Below are 17,910 nucleotides of genomic sequence, written 5' to 3' on the forward strand. Positions count from 1 at the left end.
CGAGCCATAGCCAATGCAAAATTACAGCGACTACTGGTATCAAAGCAGCGACGGCCTGCGTCTTTACGCCCGCCAATACGGCCTTGCCAACGCCGAGCAAACCATCATCTGTATTCCGGGACTCACCCGCAATTCCGCCGACTTCGCGCCGCTGTGCGAGCACTTAGCTGTGCGCTATCGCATTATTGCGGTTGATCTGCGCGGACGCGGCAATTCCGATTACGACAGCAACCCCAGAAATTATCACCCCGCCACCTACGCCAGCGATATGATTTGCTTACTCGACGATCTTAAGCTGAGCTCGGCCATATTTATTGGCACCTCCCTCGGCGGCCTGGTTTCGATTGTATTAGCTGCCACGGCGCCAGAACGCGTTGTGGCCGCCACCCTCAACGACATCGGCCCCGAGGCCGATCAAGCGGGCTTAGATCGTATTAAATCCTATGTCAGCAACCCGAACTCAGCCCGCAACTGGGCAGAGGCCGCAGCGAATACCAAATCGACGCTTGGCCACGCCTACCCAAACTTTAGCGACGACGACTGGCAACAATTTACAAAGAATATTTACCGCGAGAACGCCCAGGGTCAACCGGAGCTCAGCTACGATCCGAGTATTGCCCTGCTCTTACAACAGCAAAATGACGCCCCCCCAGCGAATTTATGGCCACTGTTTAGGCTTATTCACGACACCCCCCTATTATTAATTCGCGGCGCATTATCCGATATTTTAAGCTCGGACTGTGTCGCCAAAATGCAAGATCAGCAAGCAGACATGCAGTTTATTGAAGTACCAAACTGCGGACATGCGCCACTGCTCAGTGAGCCAGGCGCACTTGGGGCTATTGATTGCTTCCTAAATAAAATCAAAGCAAAAGATCAACACAGTTGACGTTAACGTAAACTAGAAGTAAAGTTGGCAAATCGCAACCACAAAGCCAACTAATTTATGCCCCAGCAGACTTTTAGCATTTCTGATTTGGCCTCAGACTTCGACGTAAGCACTCGCACCATTCGCTTCTACGAAGAAAAAGGCCTAATCAATCCTGAGCGTAGGGGTCAAACCCGAATTTACAGCGCCGCAGACCGTATTAAGCTCAAGCTAATTATTCGGGGCAAGCGCCTGGGCTTATCGCTGGAAGACAGCAAAGACATTATTGAGATGTACCAGCCCGAGCACGACAACAGCCCCCAGCTCATCAAACTCATCAATAAGATTCGAGAGCGCCAAGTTCTGCTTAAAGAGCAATTGCGCGACGTCGAAGCCATGCTCGCCGAACTGGACGACGCCGAAGAACGCTGCGTTCAGGCACTCGCAGAAATGCAAAACACACAAAGTAAAACTGGCTAAGTCAGCTATACATAAAATACTCAATTAAAGGGCACCCTACTTATGAGCAACTCCTACCCCACATTGAATTTTGGCCTTGGCGAAGAAATCGACATGTTGCGCGACGCCACCTACCAATTTGCCCAGGCGGAAATCGCGCCCCGCGCCGAGAGCATCGACAAAGACAACGCCTTTCCCATGGACTTATGGCGCAAAATGGGCGATATGGGATTGCTCGGCATCACCGTTAGCGAAGAATTCGGCGGCAGCGACATGGGCTATTTGGCTCACGTTATCGCCATGGAAGAAATCAGCCGCGCCTCAGCGTCGGTGGGCCTCTCCTACGGTGCCCACTCCAACCTCTGCGTAAACCAGATTTACAAAAACGGCAACCAAGCTCAAAAAGAAAAATACCTGCCCAAGCTCTGCTCTGGTGAACACGTCGGCGCGCTGGCCATGTCTGAGCCCAATGCCGGTTCCGATGTCGTGAGCATGAAACTCAAAGCCGAAAAGCAGGGCGATCACTATGTGCTCAACGGCAATAAAATGTGGATCACCAATGGCCCCGACGCCAATACCTATGTGATCTACGCCAAAACCGATGTAGACGCAGGCCCACGCGGCATGACTGCGTTTATTGTTGAGCGCGATTACCCCGGCTTTAGCCGCTCGCCAAAGCTCGACAAACTCGGTATGCGCGGCTCTAACACCTGCGAACTCGTCTTTGAAGATTGCAAAGTCCCCGCTGAGAATATTCTTGGCAAAGAAGGTGAAGGCGTTAAGGTCTTAATGAGCGGCCTCGATTTTGAACGCACCGTCTTGTCCGGCGGCCCCACTGGCATTATGCAAGCCTGTATGGACGTGGTCGTACCCTATCTTCACGACCGCAAACAATTTGGCCAAAGCATTGGTGAATTCCAGCTTATGCAGGGCAAGCTCGCCGATATGTATACCGAGCTCAATGCCAGCCGCGCCTATTTATACGCCGTCGCTCGGGCCTGTGATCGCGGCGAAGCCAGCCGTAAAGATGCCGCTGGCGTCATTCTTTACGCCGCAGAAAAAGCCACGCAAATGGCGCTGCAGGCCATCCAAACCTTAGGCGGCAACGGCTACACCAATGAATTTCCCACGGGCAGATTATTGCGCGACGCCAAACTGTATGAAATTGGCGCAGGCACCTCAGAAATTCGCCGCATGCTCATTGGTCGCGAATTATTTAAAGAAACCGTTTAAATCAATTACGCACAACTAATAACCGCCCAGCGAACAAAAGGCACAAGGGAAATGACCGTACTCAAATCCAATATCAATAGCCGCGACCCCAGCTTTGCTGAAAACGCGGCGCATATGCAAGCTCAGGTCGACGACTTAAAAAGGATCGTTGCCGCGACCACCTTAGGTGGCGGTGAAAAATCTCAGCGCCGTCATACCGAGCGCGGCAAGCTGTTACCTCGCGAGCGCATCAACGTCTTGCTGGACGTTGGCACACCATTCCTGGAGCTGTCGCAATTGGCCGCTTACGAAGTCTATGAGGAAGAGCTTGCCGCAGGAGGTATCATCACCGGTATCGGCCGAATCTGCGGGCAGGAATGCATGGTGATCGCCAATGATGCCACGGTAAAAGGCGGCAGTTATTTTCCGCTGACTGTTAAAAAGCACCTGCGCGCCCAGACCATTGCCCAGGAAAATCACCTGCCCTGTATTTACTTGGTGGACTCCGGCGGCGCCAATTTACCCCGCCAAGACGAGGTCTTTCCAGACCGGGAACACTTTGGTCGCTTCTTTTTCAATCAAGCCAATATGTCAGCCATGGGCATTCCCCAAATTGCTGTGGTCATGGGCAGCTGCACCGCCGGTGGCGCCTATATTCCGGCCATGGCTGACGAATCAATTATTGTGCGCGAACAAGGCACCATCTTTTTAGCCGGACCGCCGCTGGTCAAAGCCGCAACAGGTGAAGTGGTCAGCGCCGAAGATCTTGGCGGCGCCGATGTGCACTGCCGCACCTCTGGCGTTGCCGACCATTACGCCCAAAACGATCATCACGCCCTGCAATTGGCGCGCAATGCAGTGAAGCGTTTAAACCGTCGCAAGCCCCTGTCTTTAGACGTGGCTCCAAGCCAAGAGCCAGCCTACCCCGCTGACGAGATCTACGGCATTATCCCCAAAGACAGCCGCAAGCCCTATGATGTGCGCGAAATTATTGCCCGCGTCGTTGACGGCTCAGACTTTGATGAATTTAAAGCACTGTACGGCACCACCTTAATTTGCGGCTTCGCCCGCATTTTTGGCTACCCGGTAGGCATTGTCGCCAATAACGGCATTCTGTTTTCTGAATCGGCCCAAAAAGGCACGCACTTTATTGAGCTGTGTGCCCAGCGCAAAATCCCGCTAATTTTCTTACAAAACATCACCGGCTTTATGGTCGGCCAGCAATACGAAGCCGGCGGTATTGCCAAGCACGGCGCCAAAATGGTGATGGCCGTGGCCTGCGCCAAAGTCCCCAAACTTACCGTTTTAATCGGCGGCTCCTTCGGCGCCGGCAACTACGGCATGTGTGGCCGCGCCTACGACCCGCGCTTTATGTTTATGTGGCCCAATGCCCGTATTTCCGTTATGGGCGGCGAGCAAGCGGCTGGGGTAATGGCGCAAATAAAACGCGACCAATACGAGCGTGAAAATCAAGACTGGCCGACAGACGAAGAAAAGGCTTTTAAACAGCCCATTCTCGACACGTATGAAAAGCAAGGTCACCCCTATTACGCCTCGGCGCGACTGTGGGACGACGGCGTGATCGACCCCGCCGACACCCGCATGGTATTGGGTTTGAGCTTGTCGGCCAGTTTGAACAAACCAATTGAAGACAGCACATTTGGCGTATTCAGAATGTAAATTAACTACCACGCCAAAAGCGACACAACCGTATATTCCGTATTCCAAACAGTGGAAACGCAAACATGTTTGATAAAATTTTAATTGCTAACCGTGGCGAAATTGCCTGCCGTGTTATTAAAACTGCCCGCCGTATGGGTGTTCGCACCGTGGCGGTGTACAGCGACGCCGACCGCAATGCCCTGCACGTGAGCATGGCCGACGAAGCCATTCACATTGGTGGCTCCGCAGCGCGGGACTCCTATTTAGATATTGATAAAGTTATTGCTGCCGCCAAAAAAACCGGCGCCCAAGCGATTCACCCCGGCTACGGATTTTTATCTGAAAACGCCGTTTTTTGCCGTCGCTGCGCCGCCGAGAATATCGTATTCATTGGCCCACCTACACCAGCGATTGAAGCCATGGGCTCGAAATCCGCCGCCAAGCAAATCATGGAAAAGGCCGGCGTTCCGCTGGTGCCCGGCTACCATGGCGACGACCAAGACCCCGAGATTATTCGCAAAGCCGCCAACGATATGGGCTACCCCGTATTGCTCAAGGCAACCGCAGGCGGCGGTGGTAAAGGTATGCGCCAAGTATGGAGCGCAGGAGAATTTGACTCTGCCCTAGCCGCCGCCAAGCGCGAAGCCATGAACGGCTTTGGCGACGACACCATGCTGGTCGAAAAATACCTTACCCAGCCCCGTCATATTGAAATTCAAGTGTTCTGCGACAGTCACGGCAATGCGGTGTATTTGTTCGAGCGCGACTGTTCTATCCAACGCCGCCACCAAAAAGTGGTAGAAGAAGCGCCCGCACCGGGCATGACCGAAACCCTTCGTGCGGAAATGGGGCAAGCCGCCGTACGCGCCGCACAGGCCATTGACTATATTGGCGCCGGCACCGTTGAGTTTCTCCTCGACGTTGATGGCAGCTTCTACTTTATGGAAATGAACACCCGCCTACAGGTTGAACACCCAGTCACCGAAATGATCACCGGCCTCGACCTGGTTGAGTGGCAGCTGCACGTTGCTGCTGGCGGCACCCTGCCCCTTAAGCAAAACGAATTGCAAATCAATGGCCACGCCATTGAAGTGCGTATTTACGCCGAAGACCCAGAAAATGAATTTTTACCGCAAACTGGTAAGCTACACTTTTTAGAAACCCCCGCAGAATCCGAGTATGTGCGCATCGACACCGGTGTTATTGAAGGTGACGAAGTCAGTGTTTTTTATGACCCAATGATTGCCAAGCTCATTGTCTGGGACAGCAATCGCCAGCAAGCCCTGCGCCGACTAAGTACTACATTAAAAGACTATCGGCTAAACGGGGTCACCACCAATATCGATTTTCTCTACACCCTGATTCGCCACCCCGCATTTTGCAGCGCCGATTTCGACACCGGCTTTATTGGTAAACACGAAGCCAGCTTATTCAGTAAATCCGCCAGCCAGCTTGGCGACACGCTGCCCCTAGCGGCGCTCTATTTGATCCTGCGCCAAAAGCAAATCATTGCCGAGCGCGCGGCAAACAGCAGTGATGCCAACTCGCCGTGGAATAATGCCCACAGCTGGCGCCTGAACCAGCCTGCCCAGCATCGATTTGATCTGCAGTTTGCTGACGAAGTCATTGCCCTTAGCGCCACCGCACAGTCATCCAATTCTGACGCCAGCTTTGTGGTTCGCAGCGGCGACGCCGAATTTACAGTCAGCGGTGAATTGCAGGGGCGAGTGCTGCTGGCCGATATTAACGGCCACCGCCAGAGCGTCAGCGTGTCTGAACACGATGGCGGCTACAGCATGTACAGCGCAGAGCGCGCTGTGCACTTCAATATCAAACGTCCAGACTTAGGCGACAACAGCGGCGACGCCACCGAAAATCAATTAGTCGCGCCCATGAACGGCACCGTAGTCAGCCATTTGGCTGCCGAGGGCAGTGTCGTGAAAAAAGGCGATCCGCTTTTGATTATGGAAGCCATGAAAATGGAACACACCATCCGCGCGCCAAGCGACGGCACAGTCAAGGCCTTTTATTACCAACCCGGCGAATTGGTCAGCGGCGGCGCTGAATTACTGCAGTTAGAGGCCGCTGAATAATGGATACCAATATCCCCAGCAGCGTCCGTATTGTCGAGGTAGGTCCCCGCGATGGCCTGCAAAACGAAAAGCAGCCTATTGATATCGCCACCCGTGTACAGCTAATCAATATGCTCAGCGCCGCCGGTCTCAATACTATTGAGGCCGGCAGTTTTGTCAACCCAGCGTGGGTACCGCAAATGGCCGGTAGCGAGGACGTGTTCAGCCGAATTAACCGCCTTCCCGGTGTTCGTTATGTGGCACTGGTACCAAATAGCAAAGGCTTTGAGCGCGCCGCCAGTGTAAACGCCAATGAAGTCGCCATTTTTGCGGCGGCTTCAGAAGGTTTTAGCCAAAAGAATATCAATTGCAGCATTGAAGAAAGCCTTGCGCGTTTCAAGCCCGTAATGAGCGCAGCCAAAACCGCGGGCATTCCGGTACGCGGCTACATCTCTTGTGTTATCAGTTGCCCCTACGACGGTGAAGTCTCGCCACAAAAGGTCGCAGAGGTCAGCGAGCGCTTGCTGGCAATGGGCTGTTACGAAATATCCCTCGGCGATACCGTCGGTACCGGGACACCCGCATCGGTGACTCGTATGCTAGATGCCGTGTTAAAAATTGTACCGGCCGACAAACTCGCCGTGCATTTTCACGATACCTACGGCCAGGCCTTAGCCAATATTTACGCCTCACTGCAAAGGGGCATAGCGGTCATCGACAGCTCAATTGCAGGGCTGGGTGGCTGCCCCTATGCCAAAGGCGCAGCAGGCAATGTTGCGACGGAAGACCTCGTCTATATGCTCAATGGCCTGGGCATTCAGCACGGTGTGGATCTCAACAAACTCATCGCGGCGGATCAGTTCATTAGTGAAAAATTAAATCGACAAAGTGGCTCAAAAGTCGCCCTCGCTGCTAGCCGATAAATGAGAGTGGTGCCCAACATTGAGAAGCCTTGTTGTATCCATCACTCACAAATAGCGCAGGCATGGCTCAATAACCGTTACACGCTAGGGGTTACATCGCCCCTGGGCAGGTAAGGCTCGACCGCACGTATTCGTCGCTCCTGCGAAGGCAGGAGCCCATCCCCGCAACAAAGGCCGGACCAATGAATCTGTCGCTCTTTAAATCTGCGACCACGACGAGCCATAGAGGGCAATTGTGGGGAGAAATTCAGCCAGATTCTCCGGCATACGTCTATTAAATTGAATTAGGAGGCCGAAGCCCCCTAATTCAATTTATGACTAACGATGCAGTGAAGAAAGATACAACTCAGCAAATTTAGGCGGACGCTGAATCGAAATATCCATTTTCAATTTGCGGGCAATATCGCTCGCGGAAATAACACCGCGAATCTGGTGATGCTCACGCTCAACCACTAAACAATGCTGATGACCATATTGCCGCAATACCTCAAGTACGTCAGACACGGTCATTGTCTCCAGCTCGTGAAAGTCAAACACTTTCAAGTCCTGACGTTTGCGCATCATATCCGCTACTTGAAGCTCTTCACGGTTATAACCCTCGGCGACCTTTTTAATGACTTCACTATTACTGAGATCGTCAAGGGCAATAACGCCCTGAAAACTTCCCTGGGAATCGATAACGAGTTTCAATCTTACATGGGAGCGCTTCATCATATTTTCGGTTTCTATGGCAGTTGTCGTGCCATCAATAACCAAGGGCTCATAGACGCGGAAATCGGTAAACACCACCATCGCCGACGAGTCACCGCTAAGTTGCTCAAAATACGCAGGACGCACTAACTGATCGACGCGATCTGCGTCGTATAAACTAAACTGTTTCATTCGATTTACTCTCTTTGTTTAAACATCAACACAGGAAAAATGTTTGAATCAAAGAGTGTATGGCGGCGCGCGAATAGGGCTGGCGCCAGAGGTAAGTTGCGGTCCGTCAACCTGCTGATGATAAACAATGCTATTGATCGCAAAATTCGGCAAGGTGATATACGCCGACTTACTGGGCAGGCTTAGGGGTAAGTCGTCATCATCGGCAGCGCTAATACGACACTCCGCCGCATCAATGATGCCCCCAGCCAAGTAGCTTTTTGCCACGTGATGCCGATCTGCCAGTGCATTATTGCACAGCAAAAGAACGACAATGATGAGCAGACTACGAAGCATGAGAATCCTGAAAAACATAGGCGACCTTCATCATAGCACGACCATACATTCTGTCCATTGAGGACGATACACGCTATTTTTGCCCTACTCTGCACCAAAACATAGCAATACTAAATAAGATTCAAGACGGGGGGCCTCAAGTAGAAAAAATATTTTATATTAGTATATTCTTAGGCTTGTCTACGGGGTGATTCAAAGTAAATCCTCAGCGGTATTGAGCTGACTAGACGCGCGTCCGCAGATGATTATCAGCTGATCTCATATTAAGGATAAGGAGCTCATTTATGATCAATGGCAGTATTGTCGACCTAATCATCCCCACTGCTAGCGACGGTTCACCCGATTACGAAACCGTGGAAACCTTGATTGATTGGCATATAGACAATGGCAGTGCCGCGCTTCTTATTGGCAGCGCGACGGGTCAGCATTCTGAGTTCAATAATGAGGAACGCGGTGAACTACTAAAACGCGCAATTTGGCAATCTGACGGTCGCATTGTGGTAATCGCTAACCTCGACACAAGAGACCCTGACGGCTTTTTTGAGCTTGCTCGCGCGGCGGATGAATTTGGTGCCGACGCGGGTCTTCTCACGCTACCCACGTCGATGGGCTTATCACAAGTCGATTTGTTCGAATATGTACGCGAGCTCGCGGAATTTGCGAAATTACCGTTAATTCTTCGCGATGATTTCAGTCATCCCAATTTACTATCGCCCACCACGCTGCCGAAGCTAGCCGAAATCGAGGGCATTATTGGCTTAATCAATGATTCATCGGAGCCGACACCAGAAGACAATATTAATATTTCCGAGCTGCCATCTGGCTTTGCACTTTACGCCGGTCACAACACTGATGCCTGCCAATGGGTTTTAGCCGGTTATCAGGGCGGTATTTCACTGGTCGGAAACATTGCCCCCGCCCTTGTTAACGATATGATTAGTGCGGCGCAACAAAATAACCGGGCGCTCGCCATGAGCCTTAACGACCGTTTGCGGCCCTTGACTCAGGCACTAATGACAGACCCCAGCGCTAACTCTGTAACATGGGCTCTGACCGAGATGGGCTCCATACCCGAAGGCGGACACCCCCCAAGCCTCCCCCAATCGAGTGACTACGCACAGCTACGCCGCGCCCTGCGCACAGCCCAAGTTATAATTTAAGCATTGCTAGATACACAGCAAGCGGCGCTGTTACTGCAGCGCCCACCGCCACAGTGGTCAATAAACGTCCATGTCATAAGGTTTACACTAAAACCGGCATACAAACAGCTAGCTTAAGGGCTTTCCGACCAAACTCTCGCCACATGGCCAAATTAAATAATCGCCATTTATCGCTCAGCTATTGCGCAATAAATACACCTTAGTGTAATAATAGCCTCGCGTTTAAAAATAACAAAAGGCTGTTGCGCCACAGCCGCCAGAGAGGTATTACCACCGTGATTAGCCGACAAGCATTACCCGGCAAGGGTTTCATCACACTGTTAGTGCTGAGCGCGCTGAACTGCAGCGACCTCCACGCCGCCAGCGGCACGCTTGAAGAAGTACTCGTTACCGCCCGAAAACGCAGTGAAAGCATGCAAGACATCCCTATTGCCGTAAGTGCAATTAGCGCTGAAGACCTTCGAGACCGGGGTATAAGCAACACCAGCGAACTCACTAAATCCGTTCCCAGCTTAGAAATTCGCAAAGGCCAAGCCAACCAGATTTATATACGTGGTATTGGCGAGCGCACCGGCTTTGCCCGGGTAGACCCCACTGTGGGCGTCTACCTTGACGACTTATTCTTGCCGCGCTCCGACGGCCAACTGCTCGATACCGTTGATATTCGCAGTATTCAGGTTCTACGTGGCCCCCAGGGCACACTATTTGGTAAAAACACCACCGGCGGCGCAATGGTTGTCAGCCTACTTAAACCCGATGACAGCGACGACGCCTATCTCGAATTAGGACTCGGTAACTATTCGATGAACCGGCTAAAAGCGGGTATCAACGTCCCCATCAACGATCATTTTTATAGCCGCGCAGCCATCAATATCACTAAAGATGCAGGCTATCTCGAAGATATCGGCCCCAGCGGGAACACGCCGAGTAACGACCGCCAATCTCTGTTACTGCAAACACGCTGGGAACCAGATGAAAACTTCACCCTCGATACCCAAGCCTTTCTCGGTAAAATTCGCGAAATGATGACCGGCACCACCTGTAGCCTGCCTAATGAGAATGCGCTGTATTACAAAGGCCTTTGGGTTGCTCACAGCGGCGACACCGATCCGTCTAACCCGCGCGCGTTCAAGGAAAACTGCGAGTCTAACTCCCGCGCGCGCCTTGGCGACCTAAAGACCAACCTCGGGGACGCGCCTCGGCTAACCAAAGATCTAGACACCCTGTTACTGGCCGCAACCGCCGAATGGCAGTTATCTGAGTCGCTCAATCTTAAAACCGTGTTGGGCCTGAGGGGCGAAAAAGAAGGCCCCATCCACGCCAGCGACCCAGACGGCGGCCCAGCGCTGTGGAGTAGCTACATGAATACTGAGGATAGCGACCGGCGCTCTTACAGCTTTGAAATTCAGCTGAATGGCGACGCCATGGGGCAGCGTTTACGCTACACCGCAGGTTTGTTCGCCATGCAAGAAAGCAATACCGAGAATTTCTCAATCTCCAATGCCTTTCGCGGCATAGACAGCCAAACCCTCGCCGAGATCGCCGCCAGCACCAATCCAACGCAACCGCTACCCGGCGGAACGGTTCCACTTGTTGGCTTTATCGGCGCGCCCTTGGTGGTATCTGATTTTGATCTGGAAAACAGCACTGGCGCAATATTCGCCCAAGTGTCTTTCGATATTACGGAGCTACTCGAGGTCACCCTCGGTTATCGCGTTACCGCTGAGCGCCGTCACTCCGAGCTCAGCACCACCGAAGCGGATATGGACGCGATTGGTCAGCAGCTAACTACTGGCGGCCCGTTTGGCGCGGCAAGCAATATTGCGGTCTTTGGCCCCGGCGCCTCGGGCTTTTATCCCTACTTGGGGCCGTTGCGCTGGCTCGATGACCCCGTCGGCCTCGCCAACCAAATTTTTACCGACGCAGATGGCGACGCATTGATCGACTACCCGCTAGACCCCGATTCCAAACGCACGGAAATGCGTGAAGAAACCTTTAGCCAAAGCACGCCTATGCTGTCATTGGCTTACAACCTACCTGACAATTGGCTAGACAGTAGCCCCCTGAACAGTGCGATGGTGTACGCAACCTGGAGCCGCGGTTTCAAATCTGGCTTTTTCGAGCCTCGAGGCGTTGACGGCTTACAGCGCGTAGAACCAGAAGTGGTGACCAACCACGAGTTCGGTTTCAAGATCGACGCCTTTGACCGCAGCGTTCGTTTAAATGGCGCGGTGTACGCTATGGACTTTGAAGATCAGCAGCTCATCGCCGTTGGCGCCGACTCGGCCCAAAACGTGGTGGTGGTATTTGGCAACGCCGGTCAATCTGAAATTCGCGGCGGCGAGTTAGAACTACTTTGGTTACCGAGTGTTCAGCTACAGATTAACGCCAGTCTAAGCCTCAACAATTATCGCTACACAGACTTCAGCGAACTGGACTTACAAGGCGCTATTCTCGGCAGACAAGACATCGTCGACCGTCGCAACGAAACCTTCCCGGTATCGCCAGACAAATCGGCTGCGGTTGGTGTGCAATATAGTTGGTCTGGAGACTACGGCTCACTTATCTCACGACTCGATCTTAGCTATAAAAGCGAGATTTTCTACGGCTTCGATCCCGCGTCTTACGCCGCCTTTAAACGCGACGCCAAATCCGCTGGTCAACCCGCCTATCAACTGCTGGATGCTCGTCTTAGCTGGCAAAACCCAGAAGGTGATCTGAGTGTCTCGGCATGGGTTAAAAACCTTAGTGACGAGCGCTACCGAATCGGTGTAGTTGCCGTAGCGGACTCGTCTGGGGTTTACAACGAAGGTTGGGGCGAACCTCGTATGTTTGGCATTGATTTGCGCCAAGAGTTTTAAAAAAATAGCGTAAGTAGGTCGCCTCCTGTGGCGATCTACTTACTGCAGAAGCAAAATCAATAGCGCAAATCGACTACACTATTAGTTCGGAAATCCCGCAAAGCACTGAATCGCTTCTAGCGCATTATCCCAATTTGCCTTGCTCCCCGTAAAAAGGTGAGCTTGGGGCATAAGCGCGACATCACCGTCTAAACTACCCGCAGGAACAACAACCACGTCCTTGCTACTTAAAATATAGGGCAGCGCCGAACCACAGACGGAACAGAAGCTGCGCTGATGCTGGGTATTTGGCAAGGCAAAAGCGGATACGCTGTCTTTACCACGCAACCATAGCAATTCTCCCCCACGGCCAAATAGATTAGCCCCATGAGCGGAGCCAGAACCTTTACGACAATACTCGCAATGACAGAGAAAGAATTTTTGGAAGTCACCAGTAAATTCAAAGGCGACTTCACCACAGAGACAAGAACCTCGGCTTTTCATAATTAAGTACGCTCTTGTTAGAGGAGTATTCAATCAAAACGAAAGCATCGTCTTATTGCAATGCCCAATTGTTAGCCAAAGCAAAGACCTCAATAAATTAGGCCGGATAAAACACAAGCACCGGAATTTCACGATCAGTTGCCGCCTGATAGGTAGCGTAGGGCGCAAAGTAGTCTGCCATCAAATTCCAAAGCCGTGTGCGCTCCTCACCTGCGGCGACCTTCGCACGCGCTTTAAACTCCTCATTAGCCACTTTTACAGTGATATCTTGATTCGCTTGCAGATTTAAAAACCACGCGGGGTGTGCGGGCGCGCCGCCCTTCGAGGCGATTACACAATAGCCGCCATCGCCCGTTGGCCGGTAAATTAGCGGGATAATTAAGGCCTTTCCTGACTTCCGACCCCTAGTCGTCAGCAACAGGGTAGTTAACATCCCCTTGCCGCCACCCAAGCTCGCATCCCACAGATGAGCCGCCTCACCATCGTTAAGATAGGCATTCACATGATCGCTCATCCACGATGGTAAATAATCTGGCAGTTTAATATCGCTCATCGTTATACCCCTCAATTTGTTGATACGCCGTTGAGCTCATTTAATAGCTGCAAACTTGGCAACGGCAAATACGTTCTTAGCAATATAAACCTCTTGCCGGTTTTTTACATCGACAAGCGCTCTGTAGAACACACGGTGGCTTGCTAAGCCAGCCAGTATTAAGCCAGCTGTCTAACGAGCGCTGCGCCAACCGCATGGGCGCTTGCTGGGTTCTGTCCGGTGATCACTCGATCTGCTTCAATAACGAACACACCCCAGGGCTGAACTTTGCTGTAACGGGCTGCGCTGCGTGCCAGAGACTCTTCCAATAGAAAGGGAACATCAGCAATTGTTCCGTAATCAATTTCTTCCTCGCGTGTAAAGCCCGTTACCGATTTGCTGGCTAACAATCTTTCACCCGTGCTTAATGTAATTGGCAGCAAGGCCGCGGGGCCGTGACATACCGCCGCCAATACACCGCCACTCTCATAATGTTTAGCGCTGAGCTTTGCAAAGTCTTCGTTGGTGGCTAAATCCGACAGCAAGCCAAATCCACCGGGATAAAACACCGCAGCGTAGTCCGCAATATTTACCTGCGAGACTGGTAGTGTGTTGTTGATCCGGTTTTGAAACTCTTCATTGTTTAGAATCGCCTCGTTAACGCTGTCGCCCTCAATATCGGTTCCGTATAACGGCGCCTTACCGCCTTTAATCGATGCGATATCGTAGTCTAGTCCCGCCGCCAAAAATACCTGTAGCGCATGCGTAAGCTCGGGTGAATACGTGCCATTGGCTTGATCTGTGTCGCCTAATGTTGTGTGGTTTGTCACGGGAATCAGTATTTTCTTCATTGCAACTCTCCTGCCTTATATGTGTTGAGCTGGCGTCTTTACACCATGAAGCCATCTTATTAGACTGCGTTTTTAGCAACAATATAGTAATCTGGCAAAGCACTATTGCCATATAGCAACAGCGAGTCGGGTATGGATAATTTTGACGGCATTATCGAATTTGTCGCAGTGGCAGAAAGCCAAGGCTTCTCCGCGGCGGCAAAGCAGATGAACTGCAGCACCAGCCACGTGAGCAGGCAGGTTTCTCGTCTTGAAGCCCGGCTTGGCAGCGCACTGCTCGCGCGCACAACCCGCAGCGTAAGCCTCACTGAAGCCGGTCAGGCCTATTACCGCCAGTGCCGCGACCTAGTAGACGGATTGCAACAAGCCAATGAACAAATCAACGCTCAGCAAGTGCAGCTCAATGGCACCCTGCGAGTCAGCGCGGCCGGTCCCTTTGCCGAGCGCTATGTTGTACCAGCGCTGATCGAGTTTGCCCAGCAGCACCCAGAGCTGACTGTCGACATTGACTTTAATAGCCACAAAATCAATCTCATTGAAGACGGCATAGACTTCGCCATTCGCTACGGAAAATTAGAGGACTCCGGCTTAGTGGCGCGGCGCCTGCTCCCCCGCCCTTTAATGGCCGTTGCCAGCCCCCAATACCTAAAGCAACACGGCACCCCTACTCATCCCAATCAACTTAAGGCGCATAACTGCATCGTGTCCAACAACAATCACTGGCAGTTTGAGCACGATGGCACCGCGCTTTACGTGAAAGTGAACGGTCGCTGGAAAAGCAATAATGCCCACGCAGTCGTAAACGCCTGCGAGCAACACCTCGGTATCGCCTACATGCCAAAGATCAATTTTTTGCAGTCGATTAATTCAGGCACATTGTGTCCGGTGCTAGAACCCTATTGGAGCCAAGGTGCCGGCAGCTGGATCGTCTACCAAAATCGGCGATTTTTGCCCATGCGGGCGCGACTGGCGATCGATCATTTAATAAATTATTTTAGAGATTGGGAGGAATAGAAAATTGCTTCAATAAAATTAGGGTATTTGGCTAATCAAGGCTTTGCATACCACACAAATGACCTTGATATACTCCTGCTTGCGCTCACAATACACTTGCCAACGCTGTCTCTAAATATTCGTATTTAAATTTAAAACCCAGCTGTTCAAGCTTAACAGGCCGCACTTGCTGGCCAGCCAGTAACAACTCTCGCCCCATTTCGCCCATTAACAGGTTTATGACGAAGGACGGCATCGGCAAGATGCTCGGTCGATTTAAACACTTCCCTAAAGTAGTGGTGAAATCCTTGTTCCTCACCGGATTCGGCGCGGTGCAATTGACTGGCCCCTGAATGCGCTTATTCTCAATGCAATGGTCAACGATCCCGATGAGGTCTTGCAAATGTATCCATGGCATCCACTGTTTTCCGGTGCCAATTCGTCCACCTACGCCTACGCTAAAGGGCGGTATCATCTTTTGCAACGCCCCACCCTTGCGACCTAAAACTATACCAATGCGCAACACGCACGTGCGAACACCGAGAGCCTCGGCCGCTACAGCGCTGGCCTCCCATTGTGCGCAAAGGCGACTGGAGAAACTGTCATCACCCGCACAGCTTTCATCTATGACCCCGTCGGTGACGCCAGTGCCGTAATAGCCTATAGCGGACGCACTAATAAATACGGCAGGCTTTATTTTGGCATCGCTTAAATAGGTGACAATTTCGTCTGTCACCGCAATCCGGCTATCTACAAGCTGTTGTTTTTGGGAGACTGACCATCGCTTATCCGCAATCGGCTCCCCAGCAAGATTGATGACTACATCAAAGCTGACATCCGAGCTAATCTCGCTAAGGCGCTTAACGCCCGCCATATTGTCGGTAATCAATTCGGGTTGGCGAGTCTTAATGACAATGTAATGACCTTGCTGGCGTAGATGAGCACATAATGCGCTGCCAATAAAACCGGTACCGCCAGTAATAAGAAAATTCATAGACAAGACCTTGGCTGGGTAATTGACGCTATGCTTAGCATACGCCATTCATCAGCAAATAGATTATGTCATTTTTCAGGAGGACGCGTGGCAATGGAGGCTTGCCTGCGTGGCAGTTGGTCAAGGAGTTAAGCGCCTATTGGCGATCAAGCACCAACATAGGAATCACCTTTTAAGTGCAGAAACACTAAAGCAAAAATCCAAGCGTAGCATTCGCGCTTTGTTAGGGAGGCTAATACTACGCTCCCCCCAGAGCGAACTTGCCATGGAGGGAGGATAGGAACTAGTTAAGCCTTATCGAGCGCCTGGCTAACGTCAGCAATAATATCGTCGATGTGTTCAATACCCACTGAAATTCGAATCAAATCAGCACTAACCCCCGCAGAAGCGAGTTCTTTTTCATTCAACTGTCTGTGGGTTGTCGAGGCCGGGTGACAGGCCAGCGACTTTGCGTCGCCAATATTCACTAGGCGCAAAATCATCTGTAGCGAATCAATAAATCGCGTGCAGGCTTCAATCCCGCCCGTAACACCAAAACTTAAAATACCAGAGGCTTTGCCGTTAGTGATTTTCTGACAGCTTGCGTAATAAGGGCTATCGGGCAACGCAGCATAATTAACCCACGCAACCTTCTCATGCTGTTGCAGGAAAGCGGCAAGCTTTTCAGCATTTTCGCAATGACGCTCCATACGCAGACCCAGTGTCTCTAAGCCCTGTAAAAGCTGAAAGGCATTCATTGGCGAGAGTGCTGCGCCAGTATTGCGCAATGGCACAACACGACAGCGGCCTATATAGGCAGCGGCACCCAAGGCTTCGGTGTATACAACACCGTGATAAGACGGGTCGGGTTCGTTTAAAATCGGAAAACGCTTCTTATTTGCCACCCAGTCAAACTTACCCGAATCAACTATTGCGCCGCCAATCGAGGTGCCGTGGCCGCCAATGTATTTGGTGAGTGAGTGCACCACAATATCTGCCCCCAACTCAAATGGCCGGCATAAATAAGGAGTAGCAACGGTGTTATCAACAATCAATGGCACGCCATGTTTGTGCGCTATTTCAGCTAGACGAACAATATCAACAACATTGCCCGCGGGGTTACCTATAGACTCGCAAAAAATAGCCTTGGTTTTGTCGTCAATGGCATTTTCAAAGCCCGCATAATCGTCGTGCGAGATCATTCTCGCCTCAACACCCTGACGCGGCAATGAGTGTGCAAAGAAGTTATAAGTGCCGCCATACAATTGGCTTGTGCTCACAATATTGTCGCCAACTTCACATATACACTGAATCGCGTAAGTGATCGCCGCCATACCGGAGGCAACACAAAGCGCACCAACGCCGCCTTCCATTGCCGCAATACGCTGTTCCAACACATCTGTTGTGGGGTTCATAATACGGGTGTAAATATTACCTGGCACTTTAAGATCAAATAAATCGGCGCCGTGCTGAGTGTCATCAAAGGTATACGAGGTGGTTTGGTAAATTGGCACTGCCGCGGCTTTTGTCGTTGCTTCCGAGGTGTAACCTTGGTGCAGGGCGATTGACTCTAGTTTCATATTATTTCTCTCCTTAGTAATAACTCTTATTAAATTTCAAAAATGCTACCGTATAGTGATTGT

Annotated in this window: 16 protein-coding genes; 9 read left to right on the forward strand and 7 right to left on the reverse strand. The window is 51.6% G+C overall.

Annotated features, from left to right (window positions below):
* Positions 1 to 13 precede the first annotated feature (13 nt).
* From AZF00_RS12130 to AZF00_RS12155, 6 genes are all read left to right on the forward strand, one after another.
* Positions 14 to 889 (forward strand): alpha/beta fold hydrolase, encoded by an 876-nt coding sequence (locus AZF00_RS12130; RefSeq protein WP_008248995.1) that lies wholly within the window; start codon positions 14 to 16, stop codon positions 887 to 889.
* A 57-nt stretch (positions 890 to 946) separates the two neighbouring features.
* On the forward strand, positions 947 to 1,348 hold the full coding sequence (locus AZF00_RS12135) for a MerR family transcriptional regulator (RefSeq protein WP_008248993.1): 402 nt from the start codon (positions 947 to 949) through the stop codon (positions 1,346 to 1,348).
* A gap of 42 nt (positions 1,349 to 1,390) precedes the next feature.
* Entirely contained in the window at positions 1,391 to 2,560 is a 1,170-nt protein-coding gene (locus tag AZF00_RS12140; RefSeq protein WP_008248990.1) for an isovaleryl-CoA dehydrogenase, read from the forward strand.
* A gap of 51 nt (positions 2,561 to 2,611) precedes the next feature.
* Entirely contained in the window at positions 2,612 to 4,219 is a 1,608-nt protein-coding gene (locus AZF00_RS12145) for a carboxyl transferase domain-containing protein (RefSeq protein WP_008248988.1), read from the forward strand.
* Positions 4,220 to 4,284: 65 nt separating this feature from the next.
* The gene (locus AZF00_RS12150; RefSeq protein WP_008248986.1) at positions 4,285 to 6,294 is read left to right on the forward strand and encodes an acetyl/propionyl/methylcrotonyl-CoA carboxylase subunit alpha; all 2,010 of its coding nucleotides are present in this window, start codon (positions 4,285 to 4,287) and stop codon (positions 6,292 to 6,294) included.
* Positions 6,294 to 7,196, forward strand: coding sequence for a hydroxymethylglutaryl-CoA lyase (locus AZF00_RS12155; protein ID WP_008248984.1), 903 nt, complete (start codon positions 6,294 to 6,296; stop codon positions 7,194 to 7,196). Before AZF00_RS12150 ends, AZF00_RS12155 begins: the two co-directional genes overlap by 1 nt.
* A gap of 318 nt (positions 7,197 to 7,514) precedes the next feature.
* Here the strand turns inward: AZF00_RS12155 and AZF00_RS12160 are convergent, their stop codons facing one another.
* Together AZF00_RS12160 and AZF00_RS12165 are read right to left on the reverse strand one after the other, a co-directional pair.
* Positions 7,515 to 8,078 (reverse strand): CBS domain-containing protein, encoded by a 564-nt coding sequence (locus AZF00_RS12160; protein WP_008248983.1) that lies wholly within the window; start codon positions 8,076 to 8,078, stop codon positions 7,515 to 7,517.
* A 48-nt stretch (positions 8,079 to 8,126) separates the two neighbouring features.
* On the reverse strand, positions 8,127 to 8,414 hold the full coding sequence (locus AZF00_RS12165) for a hypothetical protein (protein WP_008248981.1): 288 nt from the start codon (positions 8,412 to 8,414) through the stop codon (positions 8,127 to 8,129).
* 284 nt (positions 8,415 to 8,698) lie between these two features.
* Here AZF00_RS12165 and AZF00_RS12170 point away from each other — a divergent pair, with 284 nt between their 5' ends.
* Both AZF00_RS12170 and AZF00_RS12175 read left to right on the forward strand, forming a co-directional pair.
* Positions 8,699 to 9,574 carry a dihydrodipicolinate synthase family protein gene (locus AZF00_RS12170; protein ID WP_008248978.1) on the forward strand — a complete coding sequence of 292 codons (876 nt, stop codon included), beginning with the start codon at positions 8,699 to 8,701 and terminating at the stop codon, positions 9,572 to 9,574.
* Positions 9,575 to 9,849: 275 nt separating this feature from the next.
* Positions 9,850 to 12,435 (forward strand): TonB-dependent receptor, encoded by a 2,586-nt coding sequence (locus AZF00_RS12175; RefSeq protein ID WP_008248961.1) that lies wholly within the window; start codon positions 9,850 to 9,852, stop codon positions 12,433 to 12,435.
* 81 nt (positions 12,436 to 12,516) lie between these two features.
* Here the strand turns inward: AZF00_RS12175 and AZF00_RS12180 are convergent, their stop codons facing one another.
* The 3 genes from AZF00_RS12180 to AZF00_RS12190 form a co-directional block, all read right to left on the reverse strand.
* The gene (locus tag AZF00_RS12180) at positions 12,517 to 12,918 is read right to left on the reverse strand and encodes a GFA family protein (protein WP_008248959.1); all 402 of its coding nucleotides are present in this window, start codon (positions 12,916 to 12,918) and stop codon (positions 12,517 to 12,519) included.
* Between the two features lie 97 nt (positions 12,919 to 13,015).
* A complete protein-coding gene (locus tag AZF00_RS12185) occupies positions 13,016 to 13,471 on the reverse strand; it encodes a nitroreductase/quinone reductase family protein (RefSeq protein ID WP_008248957.1) in 456 nt (151 codons plus the stop codon).
* A 158-nt stretch (positions 13,472 to 13,629) separates the two neighbouring features.
* Positions 13,630 to 14,301, reverse strand: a complete 672-nt coding sequence (locus AZF00_RS12190; RefSeq protein WP_008248955.1) for a type 1 glutamine amidotransferase domain-containing protein — start codon at positions 14,299 to 14,301, stop codon at positions 13,630 to 13,632.
* 132 nt (positions 14,302 to 14,433) lie between these two features.
* Here AZF00_RS12190 and AZF00_RS12195 point away from each other — a divergent pair, with 132 nt between their 5' ends.
* A complete protein-coding gene (locus AZF00_RS12195) occupies positions 14,434 to 15,315 on the forward strand; it encodes a LysR family transcriptional regulator (RefSeq protein ID WP_008248954.1) in 882 nt (293 codons plus the stop codon).
* 85 nt (positions 15,316 to 15,400) lie between these two features.
* Here AZF00_RS12195 and AZF00_RS12200 read toward each other — a convergent pair whose 3' ends face one another.
* Positions 15,401 to 16,288 carry a TIGR01777 family oxidoreductase gene (locus AZF00_RS12200; protein ID WP_008248953.1) on the reverse strand — a complete coding sequence of 296 codons (888 nt, stop codon included), beginning with the start codon at positions 16,286 to 16,288 and terminating at the stop codon, positions 15,401 to 15,403.
* A 287-nt stretch (positions 16,289 to 16,575) separates the two neighbouring features.
* Positions 16,576 to 17,847, reverse strand: a complete 1,272-nt coding sequence (locus AZF00_RS12205; protein WP_008248952.1) for an O-acetylhomoserine aminocarboxypropyltransferase/cysteine synthase family protein — start codon at positions 17,845 to 17,847, stop codon at positions 16,576 to 16,578.
* Positions 17,848 to 17,910 lie beyond the last annotated feature (63 nt).

This window comes from Zhongshania aliphaticivorans (assembly GCF_001586255.1).
GTDB classification, from domain to species: Bacteria; Pseudomonadota; Gammaproteobacteria; order Pseudomonadales; family Spongiibacteraceae; genus Spongiibacter; species Spongiibacter aliphaticivorans.

Excerpts from the sequence above, each read along its gene's own strand:
- AZF00_RS12130 (WP_008248995.1), top strand. The coding sequence starts at position 14 with ATGCAAAATTACAGCGACTACTGGTATCAAAGCAGCGACGGCCTGCGT.
- AZF00_RS12135 (WP_008248993.1), top strand. The coding sequence starts at position 947 with ATGCCCCAGCAGACTTTTAGCATTTCTGATTTGGCCTCAGACTTCGAC.
- AZF00_RS12140 (WP_008248990.1), top strand. The coding sequence starts at position 1,391 with ATGAGCAACTCCTACCCCACATTGAATTTTGGCCTTGGCGAAGAAATC.
- AZF00_RS12145 (WP_008248988.1), top strand. The coding sequence starts at position 2,612 with ATGACCGTACTCAAATCCAATATCAATAGCCGCGACCCCAGCTTTGCT.
- AZF00_RS12150 (WP_008248986.1), top strand. The coding sequence starts at position 4,285 with ATGTTTGATAAAATTTTAATTGCTAACCGTGGCGAAATTGCCTGCCGT.
- AZF00_RS12155 (WP_008248984.1), top strand. The coding sequence starts at position 6,294 with ATGGATACCAATATCCCCAGCAGCGTCCGTATTGTCGAGGTAGGTCCC.
- AZF00_RS12160 (WP_008248983.1), bottom strand. The coding sequence starts at position 8,078 with ATGAAACAGTTTAGTTTATACGACGCAGATCGCGTCGATCAGTTAGTG.
- AZF00_RS12165 (WP_008248981.1), bottom strand. The coding sequence starts at position 8,414 with ATGCTTCGTAGTCTGCTCATCATTGTCGTTCTTTTGCTGTGCAATAAT.
- AZF00_RS12170 (WP_008248978.1), top strand. The coding sequence starts at position 8,699 with ATGATCAATGGCAGTATTGTCGACCTAATCATCCCCACTGCTAGCGAC.
- AZF00_RS12180 (WP_008248959.1), bottom strand. The coding sequence starts at position 12,918 with ATGAAAAGCCGAGGTTCTTGTCTCTGTGGTGAAGTCGCCTTTGAATTT.
- AZF00_RS12185 (WP_008248957.1), bottom strand. The coding sequence starts at position 13,471 with ATGAGCGATATTAAACTGCCAGATTATTTACCATCGTGGATGAGCGAT.
- AZF00_RS12190 (WP_008248955.1), bottom strand. The coding sequence starts at position 14,301 with ATGAAGAAAATACTGATTCCCGTGACAAACCACACAACATTAGGCGAC.
- AZF00_RS12195 (WP_008248954.1), top strand. The coding sequence starts at position 14,434 with ATGGATAATTTTGACGGCATTATCGAATTTGTCGCAGTGGCAGAAAGC.
- AZF00_RS12200 (WP_008248953.1), bottom strand. The coding sequence starts at position 16,288 with ATGAATTTTCTTATTACTGGCGGTACCGGTTTTATTGGCAGCGCATTA.
- AZF00_RS12205 (WP_008248952.1), bottom strand. The coding sequence starts at position 17,847 with ATGAAACTAGAGTCAATCGCCCTGCACCAAGGTTACACCTCGGAAGCA.